Here is a 17,627-nt window from a genome sequence, read left to right as displayed (position 1 = left end):
ATCGGGTCACCGGTCACGGTCGCAGCACCAATTTCCCTCGGGTATGCCGCTTTTCGAGCTCGGTGTACGCAGCCCTGACATCGTCGAGGGCGAACACGCCGGCGATGGGCACGTCGAGGTTCCCGTTGGCGGCGAGATCCGCCAACTCGGCGATGATCGCGATGTCGGCCCCCTCGGCGTTGCCGGCAGCCTGGACGCCGAACTGCTCGATGGCCGGGAAGTCGATGACGGTGTCGACGCGTTCCGGCGGGACACCCAACTCCTCGACGGCCAGCTTCACGTATCCACCGCCGAAGAAATCGAGGAAAGCATCGACGTGACCTGACGGGGACGCGGCACGCAGCCGGGCAGCCAGATCGTCACCGTAGTTGACCGGGACAGCGCCGTGCGTCGTCAGCCACTCATCGTTCGCGGACCCGGCGATGCCGAGCACGGTGGCGCCGGCGCGCTTCGCGAGCTGCACCGCGATGGTGCCGACACCGCCGGCGGCACCCGCGATCGCAACGGTGTCGCCGGGGCGAAGCCGCACGGCGCGCGCCGCCGCATAGGCAGTGGCGCCCGCGACATACAGCGACCCGGCGACCTCCCACGGCAGGCCCGAGGGTTTGGAAGTCAACTGGGTGGCAGGCACCGTGACATATTCAGCGTGACTGGCGCGCTCGTCGGTGAATCCGAGCACCTCGTCACCGACCTCGAACCCGGTCACTCCCGGTCCGCGCTCGGCCACCACGCCGGCGAGGTCGCTGCCCTGCCCGGAGGGAAAGGTGGCCGGGAACCGTTCGCGCAGCGCGCCACGACGAATCATGGCCTCGCCCGGGTTGATACCGGCGGCACGAACCTGCACCAATACCTCGCCGGCGGCAGGGACGGGCCGTGGCACATCACGGACCTGCAGGACGTCGATTTCTCCGTACTGGTCGAACTGCACTGCTCTGCTCATGATCGCTTCCCCTTCATCCGTCCTTCGTATGACCGCGCCGGCCCCGAAAACATTCCGGTAGCGGGGTTCGGGATGCAGTGTCACCGCAGCGGCGTATCATCGAACATGTGTTCGAATTGATCGCGAAGGTTGATGCCGCTGCCGGCGAGGCGGCACTGCGGGACCGCATCGCCGAACTCGAACGCCTCAAATGCGCCGCCGCAGCCGCACAAGCTCGCGCCACCGTCGCCTTGGAGTCCGCCCGCCACGCCGCCGAAGCTGCCACCAGAGTCCCCGTCGCACGGCGCGGCCGCGGACTCGGCACCGAAATCGGACTGGCCCGCATGGACTCTCCCACCAACGGCCGCCAACATCTCTCCGACGCCCGCATTCTCGTCCACGACCTGCCCCACACCTTGGCCGCCCTCGAAACCGGCGTTCTCACCGAAACCCGCGCCCGGTTGATCATCCGCGAAGCCGCCTGCCTGTCCCCCGCCGACCGGCACCGCCTCGACCACCAACTCTGCGCCGACCACACCAACCTGATCGGCGTCGGCGACACGCGCATCCGCGGTAATGCCAAAACCATTGCCTACCAACTCGACCCGACAGCAGTCATCGATCGAGCCACCAGAGCGCCCGAGGATCGCTGCGTCACCTTCCGGCCCGCCGCCGACAACATGGCCATTCTCACCGCCTTGCTACCTGCGACCGACGCGGCGTCCGTGCGCTACACCCTCACCCAAGCGGCCGACCGCTGCGCCGACGGCCGCAACCGTGGCCAAACCATGGCCGACACACTCGTCGCCCGCGTCACCGGCCGCGATTTCACCACACCGGCGGCCGTCGCCGTCAACCTCGTACTCTCCGACGACACCCTGTTCGCCGGCGGCAGCCAACCCGCCCACCTGCAAGGCCACGGACCCATTCCCGCAGCGGCAGCCCGGCGCATGATCAGCGACGCGCTCGCCCACGACAACTCCTGGGCCACCCTGCGGCGGCTCTACGCCACCCCCGACACCGGGGCACTGGTCGCCATGGAATCCCGCTCACGACGTTTCCCCAAAGGCCTGGCCCGGTTCATCGCCACCCGCGACCAAACCTGCCGAGCCCCCTACTGCAACGCTCCGATCCGGCACATCGACCACATCACACCGCACCACCGCAACGGACCGACCACCGCCGCCAATGGTCAGGGACTATGCGAGCACTGCAACTACGTCAAAGAAACACCTGGCTGGAAAGTCCGCACCCGGACCGACAGATCCGGCCGCCACACCACCGAACACATCACCCCGACCGGCGCGACCTATCGATCCACCGCGCCGCCGCTATCCGGAGGCCTCCGGATACTCACCCGCGAAGTCCATGTCGTGATCAACAAGCGCGCCGCTTAGCTTCCGTTCACTCACGGCGAACTCGGACACCGGACGCGCCGGGAACAAACACGACCCCGGCAAGGTTGAGCGCATCAGACTGAACTTTGGAGGTTTGATGTCTCAAGCAAACGCGGTGCCGGTCCTGTTCTTGAGCGAACCAATCGTGCTGCCCGGAATGGTGGTGCCCGTCGAACTCGACGACGCTGCCCGCGCGGCGGTCGACGCAGCCCAGGCCAGCGAATCGGGCAAGCTGCTCATCGCTCCACGCCTGGACGATCGCTACCCGACCCACGGTGTGATCGCATCGATCGTGCAGGTCGGCCGGATGCCCGGCGGCGCGGAAGCTGCCGTCGTCCGCGGTGAACGCCGCGCTCACATCGGCTCCGGAACCACGGGACCGGGTGCGGCCCTGTGGGTCGAGGTGGAGGAAGCAGCCGAGACCACAGATTCCACGACCGACGAAACCAAGGCGCTGGCCGCCGAGTACAAGAAGCTGCTGCTGGCCATGCTCCAGCGGCGCGAGGCCTGGCAGATCGTCGACGTGGTCAACAAGATCACCGACCCGTCCGCTCTGGCCGACACTGCCGGCTACGCCTCGTACCTGACCGACGTCCAGAAGCGCGAACTCCTGGAGACCGAGGACACAACCGCCCGCCTGAGCAACCTGATCCAATGGACCGGCGAGCACCTGGCCGAGGTCGAGGTCAACGACAAGATCGCCGAGGATGTGCGCTCGGGCATGGACAAGCAGCAGAAGGAATTCCTGCTTCGCCAGCAGTTGGCGGCCATCCGCAAGGAACTGGGCGAGGGTGAGCCCGAGGGGTCTGAGGATTACCGGGCCCGCGTCGAGGCGGCCGACCTGCCGGAGAAGGTCCGGGAGGCCGCGCTGCGCGAGGTCGGCAAGCTGGAACGCTCAAGTGACCAGAGCCCCGAGGGCGGCTGGATCCGCACCTGGCTGGACACCGTGCTGGAGCTGCCGTGGAACGAGCGCACCGAGGATTCGACCGACCTCAAGGGTGCTCGCGAGATTCTGGACGCCGACCACCACGGACTGGACGACGTCAAGGACCGCATCGTCGAATACCTGGCCGTCCGAGCCCGTCGCGCCCAGCGCGGCATGGCCGTCGTCGGTGGTCGCGGATCCGGTGCCGTGATGGTGTTGGCCGGTCCGCCCGGGGTCGGCAAGACCTCGCTGGGTGAGTCCGTGGCCCGCGCATTGGGCCGGAAGTTCGTGCGTGTCGCCCTGGGCGGCGTGCGTGACGAGGCCGAGATCCGTGGCCACCGGCGTACCTACGTCGGGGCGCTGCCGGGTCGCGTGGTGCGGGCCATCGGCGAGGCGGGTTCGATGAATCCCGTTGTGCTGCTGGACGAGATCGACAAGGTCGGCTCGGACTACCGGGGCGACCCGTCGGCCGCACTGCTGGAGGTGCTGGACCCGGCGCAGAACCACACGTTCCGCGACCATTACCTGGAGCTGGATCTGGACCTGTCCGATGTGGTGTTCCTGGCGACGGCCAACGTCATCGAGAACATCCCGTCGGCGCTGCTGGACCGGATGGAGCTGATCCAGCTCGACGGCTACACCGAGGACGACAAGGTGGCCATCGCCCGTGACTACCTGCTGCCCCGGCAGGCCGAGCGTGCGGCGCTGACCGATGCCGAGGTGACGGTGACGGATGCGGCATTACGCAAGATCGCCGCGGACTACACCCGCGAGCCGGGCGTCCGGCAGTTCGAGCGGTTGCTGGCCAAGGCGCTGCGCAAGGTGACGACGAAGTTGGAAGACGGCGGAATCACGAACATCATCGTTGATGAGCCGAATCTGGTTGAGTATCTGGGCCGTCCGCGGTTCACCCCGGAATCCACCGAGCGCACCGCGGTGCCGGGGGTGGCGACCGGTCTGGCCGTCACCGGGTTGGGCGGCGATGTCCTCTACATCGAGGCGAACTCGAACGAGGGCGAGCCGGGCCTGAAGCTGACCGGTCAGCTGGGCGACGTGATGAAGGAGTCGGCACAGATCGCGCTGTCTTACGTGCGGGCCCACGCCGAGCAGTTGGGCGTCGACCCCAAGGCCTTGGACCGCCAGATCCACGTGCACGTCCCCGCGGGCGCAGTGCCCAAGGACGGTCCGTCGGCCGGCGTCACCATGGTCACCGCACTGGTGTCCATGGCCACCGGGCGGCAGGTGCGCGGCGATGTCGGCATGACCGGTGAGGTCACGCTGAACGGCCGGGTGCTGCCGATCGGCGGCGTCAAGCAGAAGCTGCTGGCCGCGCAACGGGCCGGACTGAAGACGGTCTTCATCCCGGCGCGCAACGAGCCCGACCTGGATGAGGTCCCGGCCGAGGTGCTGGAGGCCTTGGAGGTCAAGCCGATGACCGATGTGGCCGACATCATCGCCGAGGCGCTGGAACCGGTCCGCGAGGGCGCGTCGGTCGCCGCATAAGGAGCCGACGGGCTCGCCGCCAAACTGCCGTCCGCCGTTGTGACACCCGAGGTCACAACGGCGGGCGGTTTATTTGTTCGGCATTCGGGTCAATCTGGCGGCGATGGACGAAAGCGAGCTCGACCAGTGGGATCCCGCCGTCACCCAGCGGGCGAAGTCGTTGGCGGGCCCGATCGCGAAGTGGTGGTTCCGCTCCGAGGTCCGCGGCCTGGAGAACATTCCGGGCCACGGCGGTGCTCTCGTGGTCGCGAACCACTCCGGCGGCATGCTGACACCCGACGTCCTGGTCTTCGCCCCGGAGTTCTACCGCCACTTCGGATACGACCGACCGCTGTACACCCTGGCCCATTACGGAGTCCTGCTCGGTCCGACCGGGGATCTGTTCAGGCGACTCGGGGTGGTCCACGCCAGCCGTGAGAACGCCGCGGCTGCCCTGCGTGCCGGTGCGGTCGTGCTGGTGTTTCCCGGCGGGGATTACGACGCCTACCGCCCCACCGCCGAGGCGAACACCATCGACTTCAACGGGCGAACCGGGTATGTCCGCACCGCGCTCGCCGCCGGGGTCCCGATCGTGCCGACCGTCGGGATCGGCGCCCAGGAAACCCAGCTGTTCCTCACGCGGGGCAATTGGCTGGCCAAGCGGCTCGGGCTGCCACGCTTCCGCCTGGATATCTTGCCGGTGAGCATCGGGATTCCGTTCGGCCTCAGCGTCATCGTGCCGCCCAACCTGCCCCTGCCGACCAAGATCGTCACCGAGGTCCTGCCTCCGATCGACATCAACGCACGGTTCGGCGCCGATCCTGACATCGACGCCGTCGACTCGCATATCCGAGAAGTCATGCAGACGGCGCTGGACCGGCTCGCCTCACAGCGCCGGTTCCCGATATTGGGTTAGCAGCCGGGGAGAATGCCGGGCTGGCTGCAGCCCTCATCTCCCCGCCTGCAATCCTTCACGGTGTGACGTCAGATACATCCACAGACGAACGCCATCTCTCCCGCCAGCTGTCGAACCGGCACATCCAGCTGATCGCGATCGGCGGAGCAATCGGAACCGGCCTGTTCATGGGCTCCGGCAAGACCATCTCCCTGGCCGGCCCGTCGGTGCTCTTCGTCTACATGATCATCGGCTTCATGCTCTTCTTCGTCATGCGGGCCATGGGCGAGCTGCTGCTGTCCAACCTGCACTACAAATCCTTCGCCGATTTCTCCGCGGACCTGCTGGGCCCGTGGGCGGGATTCTTCACCGGCTGGACGTACTGGTTCTGCTGGATCGTCACCGGCGTCGCCGACGTCGTGGTGATCGCCGGGTACGTGGCCTTCTGGTGGCCGGACCTGCCGCTCTGGATACCGGCACTGGCCACGGTCGTCGTGCTCATCGGATTGAACCTGCCCACCGTGCGGGCCTTCGGCGAGACCGAGTTCTGGTTCGCCCTGATCAAGATCATCGCGATCGTGACGTTGATCGTCATCGGCCTCGTGATGGTTTTCACCAGTTTCCAAGCACCCGGTGGCGCCCAGGCGTCCTTCGCCAATCTGTGGAACGACGGCGGGTTCTTCCCCACCGGCCCAATGGGATTCGTCGCCGGATTCCAGATCGCGACCTTCGCATTCGTCGGCATCGAACTGGTCGGCACCACTGCGGCCGAGGCCAAGGACCCCGAGCGGAACCTGCCCAGGGCCATCAACTCGATCCCGGTGCGCGTCATGCTCTTCTACGTCGCCGCCCTGACCATCATCATCGCGGTCACACCGTGGCGCGAGATCGATCCCAAACTGAGCCCGTTCGTGGCCATGTTCAGCCTCGCGGGCCTGGGAATCGCCGCATCGGTGGTCAATTTCGTGGTCCTGACCTCGGCGACGTCGTCAGCCAACTCGGGCATCTATTCGACCTCCCGGATGGTCTACGGCCTCGCCTCCGAAGGCGATGCACCGAGCCTGTTCGGCCGGCTCACCTCGCGGCGCGTGCCGGCCAACGCGTTGTTCCTGTCCGGGGTGTTCCTGCTGTCGGGGGTGGTGATGGTGGCGGCCGGCGACTCGATCGTCGCGGCCTTCACGTTGGTCACCACGATCTCGTCGCTGTGCTTCATCTTCGTCTGGACGATCATCCTGGTCAGCTACCTCGTGTACCGCAGGCGCCGGCCGGAACTGCACGAGGCGTCGAAGTTCAAGATGCCCGGCGGCGTGGTGATGTGCTACGTCGTCCTGGCCTTCTTCGCCTTCCTGCTGTGGGCGTTCACCCAGAAGGAGGACACCCTGCAGGCCGAGCTGGTGACCCCGGTGTGGTTCCTGGTGCTCGGTATCGCCTGGCTGGTGCTGCGGCGCCGCCCCGGACATCTGGCCCGGGAAGCCGCCTTCCGCGCCGAGCTCGAGTCGAAGAATTCCGACTGAGGAGTCTCAACCGACATGGCCTTCGACGCCGACCTGGCCGACCGCATCCGCGAATTGACCGCAACCGAGAGCGGTCTCGACGAGAAGCGCATGTTCGGCGGGTTGGCGTTCCTGATCAACGGGAACATGGCCGTCGCGGCCAGCCGCGAGGGCGGCCTGATGGTGCGGGTCGCGCGGGCCGACAGCGACAGACTGCTGCTGCGTGACCATGTCGAGCCGATGGTGATGGGTGGCCGGGAGATGCGGGGATGGTTGCGGATCGCAGGCCCCGGCATCAAGACCAAGCGCCAGCTCCGATCGTGGGTTGCCCGCGGCATCGACTACGCCAAGAGCCTGCCGCCCAAGTAGTTTCCGGGACGCCGGTCAGAATCACCATTAACATAGAACCCGCCTGACAACGACGGGGGCGCACTCAGATGTTGACCGCAGTACGCAAGATTCTCGGCTTCCAGATGACCATCGCCGAGTGGATCGGGACCGCCATCATCCTCGCGGTCCCCTACCTGCTCATCGGCCTGATCTGGTCGCTCACCCACACCGGCCATCTGGCCGGGATGCACGGTGCCGATGCCGCGGTGTCCTTCCTGGGCTCCATCGTGTCCTGGCCGGTCCTGCTGTTCACCAACGTGTGCATGAGCTGACGGGGAGACTCCGCATGAATTCCGCCCCCGCCAACCGGATCTCGATCACCCGGCGCACCTCGCGCTGGTCCGACGACGACGTCACCATCGCCGATGCGATGGACCTCTGGGGTTTCGCCGCGGGCGCGGCCAACGTGATCATGCAGCTGTCCGCGCCCGGCGTCGGCTACGGCGTCGTGGAGAGCACGGTGGATTCCGGCAATCTGCTCAAGCACCCGTGGAAACGCGCCCGCACCACCTTGAGCTATCTGGCGGTGGCGATCCTCGGCAACTCCGAGGACCGGGCGGCGTTCCGCGATGCGGTCGACGTGGCTCATCGGCAGGTCCGATCCGGGCCGGCAAGTCCCGTGCAGTACAACGCCTTCGACCGCGACCTGCAGATGTGGGTGGCCGCCTGCCTGTTCGTCGGCCTCGAGGATGTCTATCAACTGCTGCGCGGCCAGATGACCGACGCACAAGCCGAGCAGTTCTACCAATCTGCCGCCACGTTGGGCACCACCCTGCAGGTCACCGAGCAGCAGTGGCCGCCGACGCGGTCCGATTTCGATACGTACTGGGACACCGCGTGCGGGCAGGTACAGATGGACGACGTCGTCAGGCGGTATCTGCACGACCTGGTGGACCTGCGGATGATCAACCCGCTGCTGCGAATACCGTTCCGGCCGCTCTTGAAATTCCTGACCGCCGGATTTCTGGCGCCCGTGTTCCGCGACGCCGTCGGCTTCGGTTGGGGCCGCGGCCGGCAGCGATTGTTCGAATGGCTGTTTCTGGCCGTGGCATTGGGCAACCGGTTCCTGCCGGTGTTCATCCGCCAGGGCGGCAGTTACCTGCTGCTCGCCGACGTGCGCCGGCGGATGGCGGCCGACAAGGCGCTGATCTGATGAACCGGATCCAACGGATCCTGGGCCACCGGGTCAGCGTCGAGCAGATGCTCGAGACCTTGATGTGGCTGGCCCTGCCTTACCTGGTGATCGGCCTGGTCTGGACGTTCTTCCACCCCGAGCAGGTGCAGCTGATCGAGTCGAGCCTGCTCACCAAGTTTCCCGCCGGCGCCGATCTGGTGGCCTTCGGCCAGGTGACGCTGCTGTGGCCGGTGCTGCTATTGGGCGCCGACGTGTGCGTCGCGATGTGAGCGCCGCAGCCGCGCGGCCAGGCCCGCGACATACAGCCACAGCAATGTGCCGACCACCCACGTAGGCACATAGTTGAAGGTCTCGGTCTGCGCGCCGGCGTGGGAGGCCAGGTAGACACACACCGCCAGCACCGCGACGCCGACCCCCGCAGACAGGACCGCCCAGGCCCGATCCCCAGTGCGGGCAAAATACCTTGCCAGCACGAAGCATCCGCACGTCATGGCCAGGAAACCCAGCCCGCCGGCCACCCCGTGGATCTTCGCCGAGGTACTCACCTCCTCGACGCCGGGATAGCCCTGGGATGCGCCGGGCGGAAACCCGAACCCCGGATCGGTCGGGTTCAGCCCCACCACGACCCCGGCCAGCAGACCGTAGAGCGCCACACACATCGCCGCGACGCGGCCCGACGTGACGCCGGCGGCCACTCGCCAGACCCCGGCACCGAACGCGATCAGCAGCAAGCCGCAGACGACGAAGTCGACCGACTGAATCCAGCCCCAATCCCCAAGGACCAGCATCGAATTGGCGTGCCGGGTCAGGTCGAAGCCGGGACGGGTGAACGCCAGGGTGTACGACACCACGGTGAGCAACAGGCCGGCCGCCACGCCGGCGGTGAGCAGGGCCGAGGTGACCCGGACATCTGCCGGGCGCGCGTGGGAAGTCACGGAAAGTCGACGCTACCGTTCCGGCCGCCCCGAAGGTTGGTTAGGGTCTTGCGTCGTGAAGGCTTGCCTCGTCGTAGTCGCCGCCGCCGCAGCGGCGCTCACCGGATGCGCGTCGGGAACCGTCGTCAACACCGACGACGCCGCCGGCGGCCCGCCCACGAGCAGCACCACTCCGCCACCGCAGTTCGGCACCGCGAACCTGGTCGACGCCGCTGAGTACGCCATCGAGGTCAACGGTCGTAAGGCCTACTACTTCAGCACCCCGAGCGGGCGCTGGCAGTGCGCGATCCTGCCGCGCGACCGGGCCGGGTGCCAGCCGGCAGGTGGTACCTCGGCGATGAGCGTGACCGGCGCCCCCGCCACCGTGCCCGACGCGACCGGCGGAACCGCAGCACCCAACGCGCTGGTTCTCGACCGGGACACCGACGCACATTTCGCCAACCTGACGCAGCCGGATTTCGCGCAATCGGCCGCAGTGGTGTTGCCGTTCGGGAAGGTGCTGGCAGTAGCCGGATTCCGGTGCAACGTGCAGGAGCAGTCCGGGGTGTCCTGCGTGCGGGAGGTGACGGGCCGAGGTTTCACGTTCTCGGCCGAGGGCTACACCCTGCACTACACAGACGTCCCCTAGCGATGGCAGATGATCAGGATCGGCACCTCGGGTTGGTCGTACGACCACTGGACCGGGGTGCTCTATCCGCGGGGCACCCCGGCGAACGCGCGGCTGGCCCACTACGTCGATGAGTTCGACACCGTGGAACTCAACGGCAGCTTCTACCGGTGGCCCACCGACACCACCTTCACGAGTTGGCGCCGACAGCTGCCGCCCGGTTTCACGATGTCGGTCAAGGCGCACCGCGGGCTCACCCACTTTCGGCGGTTGCGGTCACCGCAGACCTGGACCCCACGGTTCGAGCAGTACTGGCAACTGATGAACCCCCACAACGAGGCCCTGCTGGTCCAGCTTCACCCCGCCATCGAGCGCGACGACGACCTACTGGCGGATTTCCTGGGGCAACTCCCCCACGAGGTGCGGGTGGCGATGGAACTACGCCACCCCTCGTGGCACAAGCCCGCGGTGTACCGGCTGTTGGAGCGCTTCGGCGCCGCCTACGTCGTGATGAGCGGTCCCGGGCTGACGTGCCGCACGGTGGCCACCAGCGACCTGGTCTACGTCCGCATGCACGGCCCGGGCGGCGACGGCATGTACGCCGGCTGTTACTCCGACGACGAGCTGCACCGGTGGGCACAGCGGGTCCGCCGGTGGGACCGGGACCAGCACCGCGTCGTCGTGTACTTCAACAACGATCTCGGTGGTCACGCGGTACGCAACGCCCGAAAGCTGAGGCAGTTGGTTTCGGGCGAGTAGGCTGAATCGACATGACAACGTCGTCCACATTCGCGATCGTCGGCGGGGGCCTGGCTGGCGCCAAGGCCGCTGAAGCGCTGCGGGACAACGACTTTGACGGCCATGTCGTACTCTTCGCCGCCGAGGACCACCTGCCCTACGAGCGTCCGCCGCTGTCCAAGGAGTACCTGGCCGGCAAGAAGAAACTCGACGACTTCACCACCGATCCGGCGTCCTGGTACCGCGACCACAACATCGACCTGCGGCTGGGAACCGAGGTCAGCGCCGTCAACGCCGCCGAGCACACCCTCGCACTACCCGACAGCACCACAGTCGGCTACGACAAGCTGCTGCTGGCCACCGGCTCTTCGTCACGACGACCACCGATCCCGGGATCGGATGCCGCCGGTGTGCATTATCTGCGCACCATCGATGACGCCGCCGCCCTGAGCGCCGCGCTGACCCCCGGTTCGACGCTGGCCATCGTCGGAGCCGGGTGGATCGGACTGGAGGTCGCCGCCGGTGCGCGCGGCCGCGGCGTGAACGTCACGGTCATCGAGTCCGCACACCTGCCGCTGCTGGCCGCCCTGGGCGCCGAGGTCGGCGAGGTGTTCGCGCAGTTGCACCGCGAGCACGGGGTCGATCTGCGACTGGACCAGTCGGTCAAGGAGGTCACCACCGACAACGGCAGCGCCACCGGGCTGCGGCTCGAGGACGGCTCGAGCGTCGCCGCGGACGCGGTACTGATCGCCGTCGGTGCGGCGTCGAACATCGGGCTCGCCGAACAGGCCGGGCTGGCGACCGCAGACGGCGGGGTGCTCGTCGACGCGTCGTTGCGAAGCAGCGACCCCGACATCTACGCGGTGGGCGACATCGCCGCCGCACAGCATCCGCTGTTCGGGGTTCGGATCCGCACCGAGCATTGGGCCAACGCGCTCAAGCAGCCCGCGGTGGCGGTCGCAGGCATGTTGGGACACCACGCCGAATATGCGGAGCTGCCCTATTTCTTCACCGATCAGTACGACCTCGGCATGGAATACGTGGGCCACGCCCCCGAATATCGGCGAGTGGTTTTCCGCGGCGACGTTGCTGGGCGCGAGTTCGTGGCCTTCTGGCTCGACGCCGACAACCGGGTGCTGGCGGGGATGAACGTCAACGTGTGGGACGTCCTTGACGACGTCAAGGCGCTGATCCGATCGGGCGGCCCGGTGGATCCTGACCGCATCGCCGACTCCTCGCAGCCGCTGGTCACCCGGTAGCTGCGGGCACCGCGCCCGCCGGGCGGGCGAATACCGTGCAGCACAACAACATTCTCGCGCGGTCCGGGGTACACGCTAACGTGCATGAGACACGTGCAGGTATCACCCCGCCCGCGTGCAATATCCACGACGGCAGGAAGGTGAGCATCCGGTGAATGTCGCGTCCGACGAGCTGACCGGCACCGAGCAGGCGGTCCTGCTGGTACTGATGGCCGAGTCCCGGCCGGTGCCCAACGCCGAGCTGGAGCGGCTCGGCCCCAAACTCGACAAACCGAAGCGCGACCGGCTCAACCGGTTGGGCCTGATCGAGACCACCGGCACCCGGCCGCTCGTCCACGAACTCACCGACGCGGGATGGGCGCTGTGCCGATCCCTGTTCGGGGCGGACGCACCGCCCCGGTCCACCGGGCAGGGCAAAGCCTTGTACACACTGCTGGGTGCGCTGCACCGCTACTTCGAACACGCCGACCTGGTTCCCGCCGACGTGTTCCTGCCTGCCGAAGTGCCGTCCGACCCGGCCCCCGACCAAGCCCCCGACGAGGCCCCCGAAATCCAATTGCGCACCGCCTACGCCGGGCTGACCACCCGGCCCGGCAGCTGGGTCAGCCTGCTGCGGCTGCGCCAGGCCGTCCCCGGTCTGCCCCGCCCCACCGTCGACGCCGCGCTGATCAGCCTTTACCAGCAACCCGGCGTCAGCCTGATCCCCGAGGAGAACCAGAAGGTGCTCACCCCAGCCGACCGCGACGCCGCGGTGGAGATAGGCAACCAGAACAAGCACCTGATCGCGATCGAGTCCTGATGGAGTTACAGCACCGCGAAGCGCTCAGCGCGCTTCGCCTGACCTGGGCGCCGACGGCCGACGATCTGTGGCATTCACAGGGCGCCCTGCACGTACGCGGGATGCACGACCGGCCGATGGCCGATGTGATGGCCGCCTTCGGTGATGCCGAACGGGAATCCGACTCCAGTCCGCTGGGCGTTGTGGTGCGCGGCCCCGCCGGATCCGGCAAGACCCACCTCCTCGGCCAGGTCCGCGAACAGGTGCAAACCGGCGGCGGTTACTTCTTCCTGGTCGAACTGCTCGACGCGGCGAGCTTCTGGCAGTCCGCCCGCGCTGGGATCCTCGAAAGCCTGGGCCGGCCCGGCAGCGAGCGCGAGACCCAACTCAAAGACGTGCTGTGGGAGCTGTCCTCGGTCGCCCACATCTCCCGGGCCAACCGCCGGGCCGTGATCGGCGACGACGACCTGACGCCCGAGATCCTCAGCGACTTCGTCAACTCCCTGCACAAGGTGCACCGCCACACCGTCAAACGCGCGCACCACACCCTGCGCGCGCTCGTCCTACTGGGCTCCGGCGATCTCGAGCTGCAAGACATCGGCGAAGCATTCCTGACCGGCAGCGGCGAACGAGAATCCTGGGGCCTGCCGGCACCGACGCTCACCGCGCAGGAATCGGTCCGCGACATCTCACGCCTGATCGCCCTGGCCGGGCCGTCGGTGCTGGCCCTCGACCAGATCGACACGCTGCTGGCCCAGTCCATCGAGCGCACCGACACCGCAGGCGCCGATGCCGGCCGAACTACCCAGACCGCGGGGGATCTGGAACACGTCGCCCACGGGCTGATGTCGATCCGCCAGACCATGCGCCGCACCGTGGGTGTGGTGGCCTGCCTCCCCGCGGCATGGGAGGCGATCCAGGACCGCGCCACCGCCACCGTGCAGGACAGGTTCCGCACCACCGCGCTGTTGCAGGGCCTGCCGACGCCCGACGTCGGCCGCGCCATCCTGGAACGCCGGTTCACCGCCAGCTACTCGGCCATCGGATTCACCGCGCCGTACGCGAGCTGGCCGATCCTGCCCTCGGCGTTCGACGAGGCCACCCAGTACACCCCGCGTCAGCTGCTCAAGCGCGTCGACACCCATATCCGCCGCTGCCTGGACCGCGACACGATCGAAGAACTCGTCCAACTCACCGCCGAGGTGACCGACACGCACGACGCCTCCACGGGCGACGCCGCCATCGGGGACACCGGCGAACTGGACCGGCGCTTCGCCGATTACCGGCGCCGCGCGGTGACGGTTGCCGCCCTCGACCCCGACGGTGAGGACACCACGATGCCCGGCCTGCTGTCGGCGGCGCTGGATGCGTGGATCACCGAACTCGGCGAAGCCGGACAGGCATTCCGCCCCGATCCGCCTCCGGGCCAGCGGGTGGTGCTTCACGGTCGGCTCCGTCAGACCCTCGACGCCGCCACCGACGACGAGCGGCACTGGGCATTCCGCTCCATCTCGTCCGGCAACGCCGTAGCGGTGCAGAACCGGATCCGAAAGGCGTGGGAAGCAACGGGTTTCAACCCCGACCGGCGGCAGCTGTTCCTGCTGCGCAACACCGCGTGGCCCAAGGGCGCCAAAACCGCCGTGATGATCGCCGAGTTCGAGGCGGCCGGCGGCCGGGTGCTGCCGATGAGCGAGGACGACGTGCGCACGATGACGGCGCTGCGCGACCTCATCGACGACAACCACCCCGACCTGCCCGAGTGGCTGCGGCGGCGCCGTCCCGCCCACGGGATCGGCTGGCTGCGCGCCGCCCTCGGGGACATCGCGGGTGATCCTCCGCCACCGGCCCAGATCGATGTGGACGCCGAGCTCGCGACCGGTCCGATCCGTGTGCAGCCGCCCACCCCGGTGATCGAGCACTCGCCCACCGCGGTGACCCTGGGCCTGGACAGTCCCGGCGGCCGCCCGGTCTCGGTAGACCTCGCCGCACTGCGCAAGCACACGGCGATATTCGCCGGCTCCGGTTCGGGTAAGACCGTGCTGATCCGGCGCCTGGTCGAGGAGTGCGCGCTGCGAGGCGTGTCATCGATCGTGCTGGACCCGAACAACGACCTGTCCCGCCTCGGTGCCCGCTGGCCCGAGAACCCGCCGGGGTGGAACCCGGCCGACGACGAGCGCGCCGACGCGTATTTCGACAACGCCGAGGTGGTGGTGTGGACGCCACGCCGGTCGACGGGGCGGCCGTTGTCGTTCCAGCCGCTACCGGACTTCGCCAGTGTCATCGATGACGACGACGAGTTCTCCGACGCCGTCGAATCTGCCGTCGCCGCACTCGAACCGCGCGCCCTGATCGCCGGGAACACCGCCAAGGCCGAGCGGTCCCGCGCGGTGCTGCGGGAGGCGCTTCGGTTCTACGGGGCGAGGCCCTCGATCAGCCTCGACGGCTTCATCGACCTGCTCGCCGATCTGCCCACCGAGGTCAGCGCATTGGGCGGGGCGAACAAGCTGGCCGCCGAGCTGGCCCAGAACCTGCGCGCGGCAACCGTCAACGATCCGTTGTTCGGCGGCACCGGGACCGCTGCCGACCCCGGGGTGCTCCTGACACCGTCTCCTGGTTACCGGGCGCGGGTGTCGGTGATCAGCATGGTCGGCCTGACCAGCGATCAACAACGCGAAGGGTTCGTCAACCAGCTACAGATGGCGCTGTTCGCCTGGATCAAGCGCAACCCCGCCGGCGACCGGCCGCTGGGCGGGTTGCTGGTGATGGACGAGGCACAGAACTTCGCGCCGTCCAGCCACACGACTGCCTCGACGCACAGCACCCTGGCACTGTCCTCGCAGGCCCGAAAGTACGGGCTGGGACTGGTGTTCGCGACGCAGTCCCCACGAGGCCTGCACAACCACATTCCGGGCAATGCCACCACGCAGTTCTACGGCCTGCTGAACTCCCCCGCCCAGATCGCGGTGGCGCGGGAGATGGCCCGGGTGAAGGGCGGCCACGTACCCGACATCAGCAAGCTGCGGTCGGGCCAGTTCTATCTCGCGCTGGAAGGCAACGCCTTCCACAAGATCCAGACGCCCTGGTGCCTGTCACACCATCCGCCCAGCCCACCGACCACTGACGAAGTGCTGGCGCTCGCCGCTCAGAGCAGGGTGGCGCTGCCGTCGGCGTGAACCTGCACCGCGGCCCCGGCGATGTCCTCGGACATGGTCGCGGCCGCCTGTGACTCGTCGACGATCCGGGCCAGCGTGCGCGCGTCGTCAGGGGTCCGTACCGCCAGGAAAGCCCGTTCCACGGTGCCGTCGCGGCCGACCGGGGTGGTCCAGGATTCCACCGTCCCGGTGCCGGTGAAGTCGACCTGCAGTTGCCGGGTGGGCTCGGCGTCGACCTCGGATTGCACGTCCTGCCAACGGTATTCATGGGCCGGCGGCTCGGTGCCGTACACACCGAAACTATGTTTGGTGAGGTACCCGCCGTTGGCGGTGATCAGCCCGCGAGTCCCCGGATTGGCCACCAACCGTTCGGCCATGGTCGCGATCGAGTGGGACACGTAGTTGTTCCACGGACCGCCCGCGAATGTCAGCCCGCCGGTGACCGTCAACGGCCGGGCCGGATCGTCCAGCGGCAGACCGATTTCGGCCGCCGCCACCTGCACCGCCGACGGGAAGCACGAGTACACGTCGACGAAGTCGATGTCGTCAAGACTCACACCGGCCAGTTCCAGGACCCGCTCACCGGCGATCCGGATCGCCGGTGAGCGGTAGAACTCAGCCCGCTCGCCGATCGCGTAGGTGTCGTGCGAATCCGTGCCCGCGTACGGGAAAACCCAACGGTCGGTCGGGATCTGGAGATACGTTGCCTTCTCTACGGTGGTCAGGATCAACGCCGCCCCCTGGTTGACCATGTTGTTGGAGTTCATCAACTTGGTGTAGGGCCAACTGATCATCCGGTTGTCCGGGCCCGGCTGCCAGATCTGCTCGGCAGACACTGTCTCCCGACTCCAGGCATGCGGGTTGTCCGCCGCCACCGCACTGAACCGTGACCACAACGCACCGATCCGTCTGCGATGTTCGTCGCTCGTCTCGCCGGCCGCGATGCGCAGTGCCTGTTCGAACATCGGGTACACGTGGGCCGGGCGGTCCAGCTGGATCCGCATCTCGGCCTCACCGGCCATCGGCACACCTTCATGCGCACCCGGCGCCTCCGGCACCGATTCATCCTGGCGGGTCCAGTCCGGCTTTTCGCCGCGGGCACGCAGCCGGCTGCGCGTCCGCCAGGTCTCGGCGCCGGCGATCAGCACCGCCTCGGCCCGTCCGCCCTGCAGATCCCGACAGGCCTCGTTCACCAACGACTGCGGAACGTTGCCGCCCACCCCGGTGTAGCGTGTCGCGGCCTTGTCGGCCCGGATGCGTTGCGCCAACAGCAAACCCGGGTCCCGGTAGTGCCAGGACAGCAGATTGACGATCCGCACCGAGTCGACCGCCTCCAGCACCCGCGGATCGGCAGCCTCCCGCGCGGCCGCGACCATCAGATCGACCGGCTCGACATCCGGATTCTCCTCCCGCTGGTTGACCTGGCCGTAGCCGATCAGTACCGGGGTCTGTGGGTCGAGAGTCCTGGGGGCGGTCATGCCCACGAACCTAGCCGACGCGGTATACGGACCTCAGAATCTGG

General features: G+C 67.9%; 16 protein-coding genes. 13 read left to right on the top strand and 3 right to left on the bottom strand.

The features are described 5' to 3' along the window. Positions 1 to 13: 13 nt before the first annotated feature. The gene (locus tag ACZYZF_RS25570; protein ID WP_463837158.1) at positions 14 to 940 is read right to left on the bottom strand and encodes an NADP-dependent oxidoreductase; all 927 of its coding nucleotides are present in this window, start codon (positions 938 to 940) and stop codon (positions 14 to 16) included. Positions 941 to 1,047: 107 nt separating this feature from the next. Here ACZYZF_RS25570 and ACZYZF_RS25565 point away from each other — a divergent pair, with 107 nt between their 5' ends. From ACZYZF_RS25565 to ACZYZF_RS25530, 8 genes are all read left to right on the top strand, one after another. Further along, positions 1,048 to 2,316, top strand: coding sequence for an HNH endonuclease (locus tag ACZYZF_RS25565; protein WP_463837157.1), 1,269 nt, complete (start codon positions 1,048 to 1,050; stop codon positions 2,314 to 2,316). Between the two features lie 97 nt (positions 2,317 to 2,413). Beyond that, the gene (gene lon / locus ACZYZF_RS25560) at positions 2,414 to 4,744 is read left to right on the top strand and encodes an endopeptidase La (RefSeq protein WP_463837155.1); all 2,331 of its coding nucleotides are present in this window, start codon (positions 2,414 to 2,416) and stop codon (positions 4,742 to 4,744) included. 103 nt (positions 4,745 to 4,847) lie between these two features. Next, complete coding sequence (locus tag ACZYZF_RS25555) at positions 4,848 to 5,639, top strand: lysophospholipid acyltransferase family protein (protein WP_463747833.1); 792 nt, start codon at positions 4,848 to 4,850, stop codon at positions 5,637 to 5,639. A gap of 62 nt (positions 5,640 to 5,701) precedes the next feature. Next, positions 5,702 to 7,132 carry a D-serine/D-alanine/glycine transporter gene (gene cycA / locus ACZYZF_RS25550; RefSeq protein WP_463747832.1) on the top strand — a complete coding sequence of 477 codons (1,431 nt, stop codon included), beginning with the start codon at positions 5,702 to 5,704 and terminating at the stop codon, positions 7,130 to 7,132. 15 nt (positions 7,133 to 7,147) lie between these two features. Then, complete coding sequence (locus ACZYZF_RS25545; RefSeq protein WP_463837154.1) at positions 7,148 to 7,480, top strand: TfoX/Sxy family protein; 333 nt, start codon at positions 7,148 to 7,150, stop codon at positions 7,478 to 7,480. Positions 7,481 to 7,548: 68 nt separating this feature from the next. Then, positions 7,549 to 7,773, top strand: a complete 225-nt coding sequence (locus tag ACZYZF_RS25540; RefSeq protein ID WP_463747830.1) for a hypothetical protein — start codon at positions 7,549 to 7,551, stop codon at positions 7,771 to 7,773. 14 nt (positions 7,774 to 7,787) lie between these two features. Then, positions 7,788 to 8,654, top strand: coding sequence for an oxygenase MpaB family protein (locus ACZYZF_RS25535; protein ID WP_463747829.1), 867 nt, complete (start codon positions 7,788 to 7,790; stop codon positions 8,652 to 8,654). Next, the gene (locus tag ACZYZF_RS25530) at positions 8,654 to 8,905 is read left to right on the top strand and encodes a hypothetical protein (RefSeq protein ID WP_463747828.1); all 252 of its coding nucleotides are present in this window, start codon (positions 8,654 to 8,656) and stop codon (positions 8,903 to 8,905) included. Before ACZYZF_RS25535 ends, ACZYZF_RS25530 begins: the two co-directional genes overlap by 1 nt. Here ACZYZF_RS25530 and ACZYZF_RS25525 read toward each other — a convergent pair. Beyond that, on the bottom strand, positions 8,873 to 9,571 hold the full coding sequence (locus ACZYZF_RS25525) for a DUF998 domain-containing protein (RefSeq protein WP_463747827.1): 699 nt from the start codon (positions 9,569 to 9,571) through the stop codon (positions 8,873 to 8,875). The two genes, ACZYZF_RS25530 and ACZYZF_RS25525, sit on opposite strands and share 33 nt — an antisense overlap. A 55-nt stretch (positions 9,572 to 9,626) precedes the next feature. Here ACZYZF_RS25525 and ACZYZF_RS25520 point away from each other — a divergent pair, with 55 nt between their 5' ends. The 5 genes from ACZYZF_RS25520 to ACZYZF_RS25500 all read left to right on the top strand — a co-directional run bounded on the left by ACZYZF_RS25520 (position 9,627) and on the right by ACZYZF_RS25500 (position 16,126). Next, a complete protein-coding gene (locus tag ACZYZF_RS25520) occupies positions 9,627 to 10,199 on the top strand; it encodes a hypothetical protein (protein WP_463747826.1) in 573 nt (190 codons plus the stop codon). 9 nt (positions 10,200 to 10,208) lie between these two features. Next, the gene (locus ACZYZF_RS25515; protein WP_463747825.1) at positions 10,209 to 10,937 is read left to right on the top strand and encodes a DUF72 domain-containing protein; all 729 of its coding nucleotides are present in this window, start codon (positions 10,209 to 10,211) and stop codon (positions 10,935 to 10,937) included. An 11-nt stretch (positions 10,938 to 10,948) separates the two neighbouring features. Next, on the top strand, positions 10,949 to 12,175 hold the full coding sequence (locus tag ACZYZF_RS25510) for an NAD(P)/FAD-dependent oxidoreductase (protein WP_463837153.1): 1,227 nt from the start codon (positions 10,949 to 10,951) through the stop codon (positions 12,173 to 12,175). 151 nt (positions 12,176 to 12,326) lie between these two features. Next, positions 12,327 to 12,974: a hypothetical protein gene (locus ACZYZF_RS25505; RefSeq protein ID WP_463747823.1), complete on the top strand. Its 648-nt coding sequence runs from the start codon at positions 12,327 to 12,329 to the stop codon at positions 12,972 to 12,974. Then, positions 12,974 to 16,126, top strand: coding sequence for a helicase HerA domain-containing protein (locus ACZYZF_RS25500; protein WP_463837152.1), 3,153 nt, complete (start codon positions 12,974 to 12,976; stop codon positions 16,124 to 16,126). Before ACZYZF_RS25505 ends, ACZYZF_RS25500 begins: the two co-directional genes overlap by 1 nt. On the opposite strand, the gene ACZYZF_RS25495 is transcribed toward ACZYZF_RS25500, so the two are convergent. Further along, positions 16,096 to 17,583 carry an acetyl-CoA acetyltransferase gene (locus tag ACZYZF_RS25495; RefSeq protein ID WP_463837151.1) on the bottom strand — a complete coding sequence of 496 codons (1,488 nt, stop codon included), beginning with the start codon at positions 17,581 to 17,583 and terminating at the stop codon, positions 16,096 to 16,098. The two genes, ACZYZF_RS25500 and ACZYZF_RS25495, sit on opposite strands and share 31 nt — an antisense overlap. Positions 17,584 to 17,627 lie beyond the last annotated feature (44 nt).

The sequence above is a fragment of the Mycobacterium sp. IDUB_24 genome (genome assembly GCF_055419385.1).
Note: the sequence above shows the minus strand (reverse complement) of the source record. Positions and strands in the feature narration are given on the sequence as shown.

Bases quoted from the DNA above. Each gene is read 5' to 3' on its own strand.
- ACZYZF_RS25570 (WP_463837158.1), bottom strand. From the start codon at position 940: ATGAGCAGAGCAGTGCAGTTCGACCAGTACGGAGAAATCGACGTCCTG.
- lon (WP_463837155.1), top strand. From the start codon at position 2,414: ATGTCTCAAGCAAACGCGGTGCCGGTCCTGTTCTTGAGCGAACCAATC.
- ACZYZF_RS25555 (WP_463747833.1), top strand. From the start codon at position 4,848: ATGGACGAAAGCGAGCTCGACCAGTGGGATCCCGCCGTCACCCAGCGG.
- ACZYZF_RS25545 (WP_463837154.1), top strand. From the start codon at position 7,148: ATGGCCTTCGACGCCGACCTGGCCGACCGCATCCGCGAATTGACCGCA.
- ACZYZF_RS25540 (WP_463747830.1), top strand. From the start codon at position 7,549: ATGTTGACCGCAGTACGCAAGATTCTCGGCTTCCAGATGACCATCGCC.
- ACZYZF_RS25535 (WP_463747829.1), top strand. From the start codon at position 7,788: ATGAATTCCGCCCCCGCCAACCGGATCTCGATCACCCGGCGCACCTCG.
- ACZYZF_RS25530 (WP_463747828.1), top strand. From the start codon at position 8,654: ATGAACCGGATCCAACGGATCCTGGGCCACCGGGTCAGCGTCGAGCAG.
- ACZYZF_RS25515 (WP_463747825.1), top strand. From the start codon at position 10,209: ATGATCAGGATCGGCACCTCGGGTTGGTCGTACGACCACTGGACCGGG.
- ACZYZF_RS25510 (WP_463837153.1), top strand. From the start codon at position 10,949: ATGACAACGTCGTCCACATTCGCGATCGTCGGCGGGGGCCTGGCTGGC.
- ACZYZF_RS25500 (WP_463837152.1), top strand. From the start codon at position 12,974: ATGGAGTTACAGCACCGCGAAGCGCTCAGCGCGCTTCGCCTGACCTGG.
- ACZYZF_RS25495 (WP_463837151.1), bottom strand. From the start codon at position 17,583: ATGACCGCCCCCAGGACTCTCGACCCACAGACCCCGGTACTGATCGGC.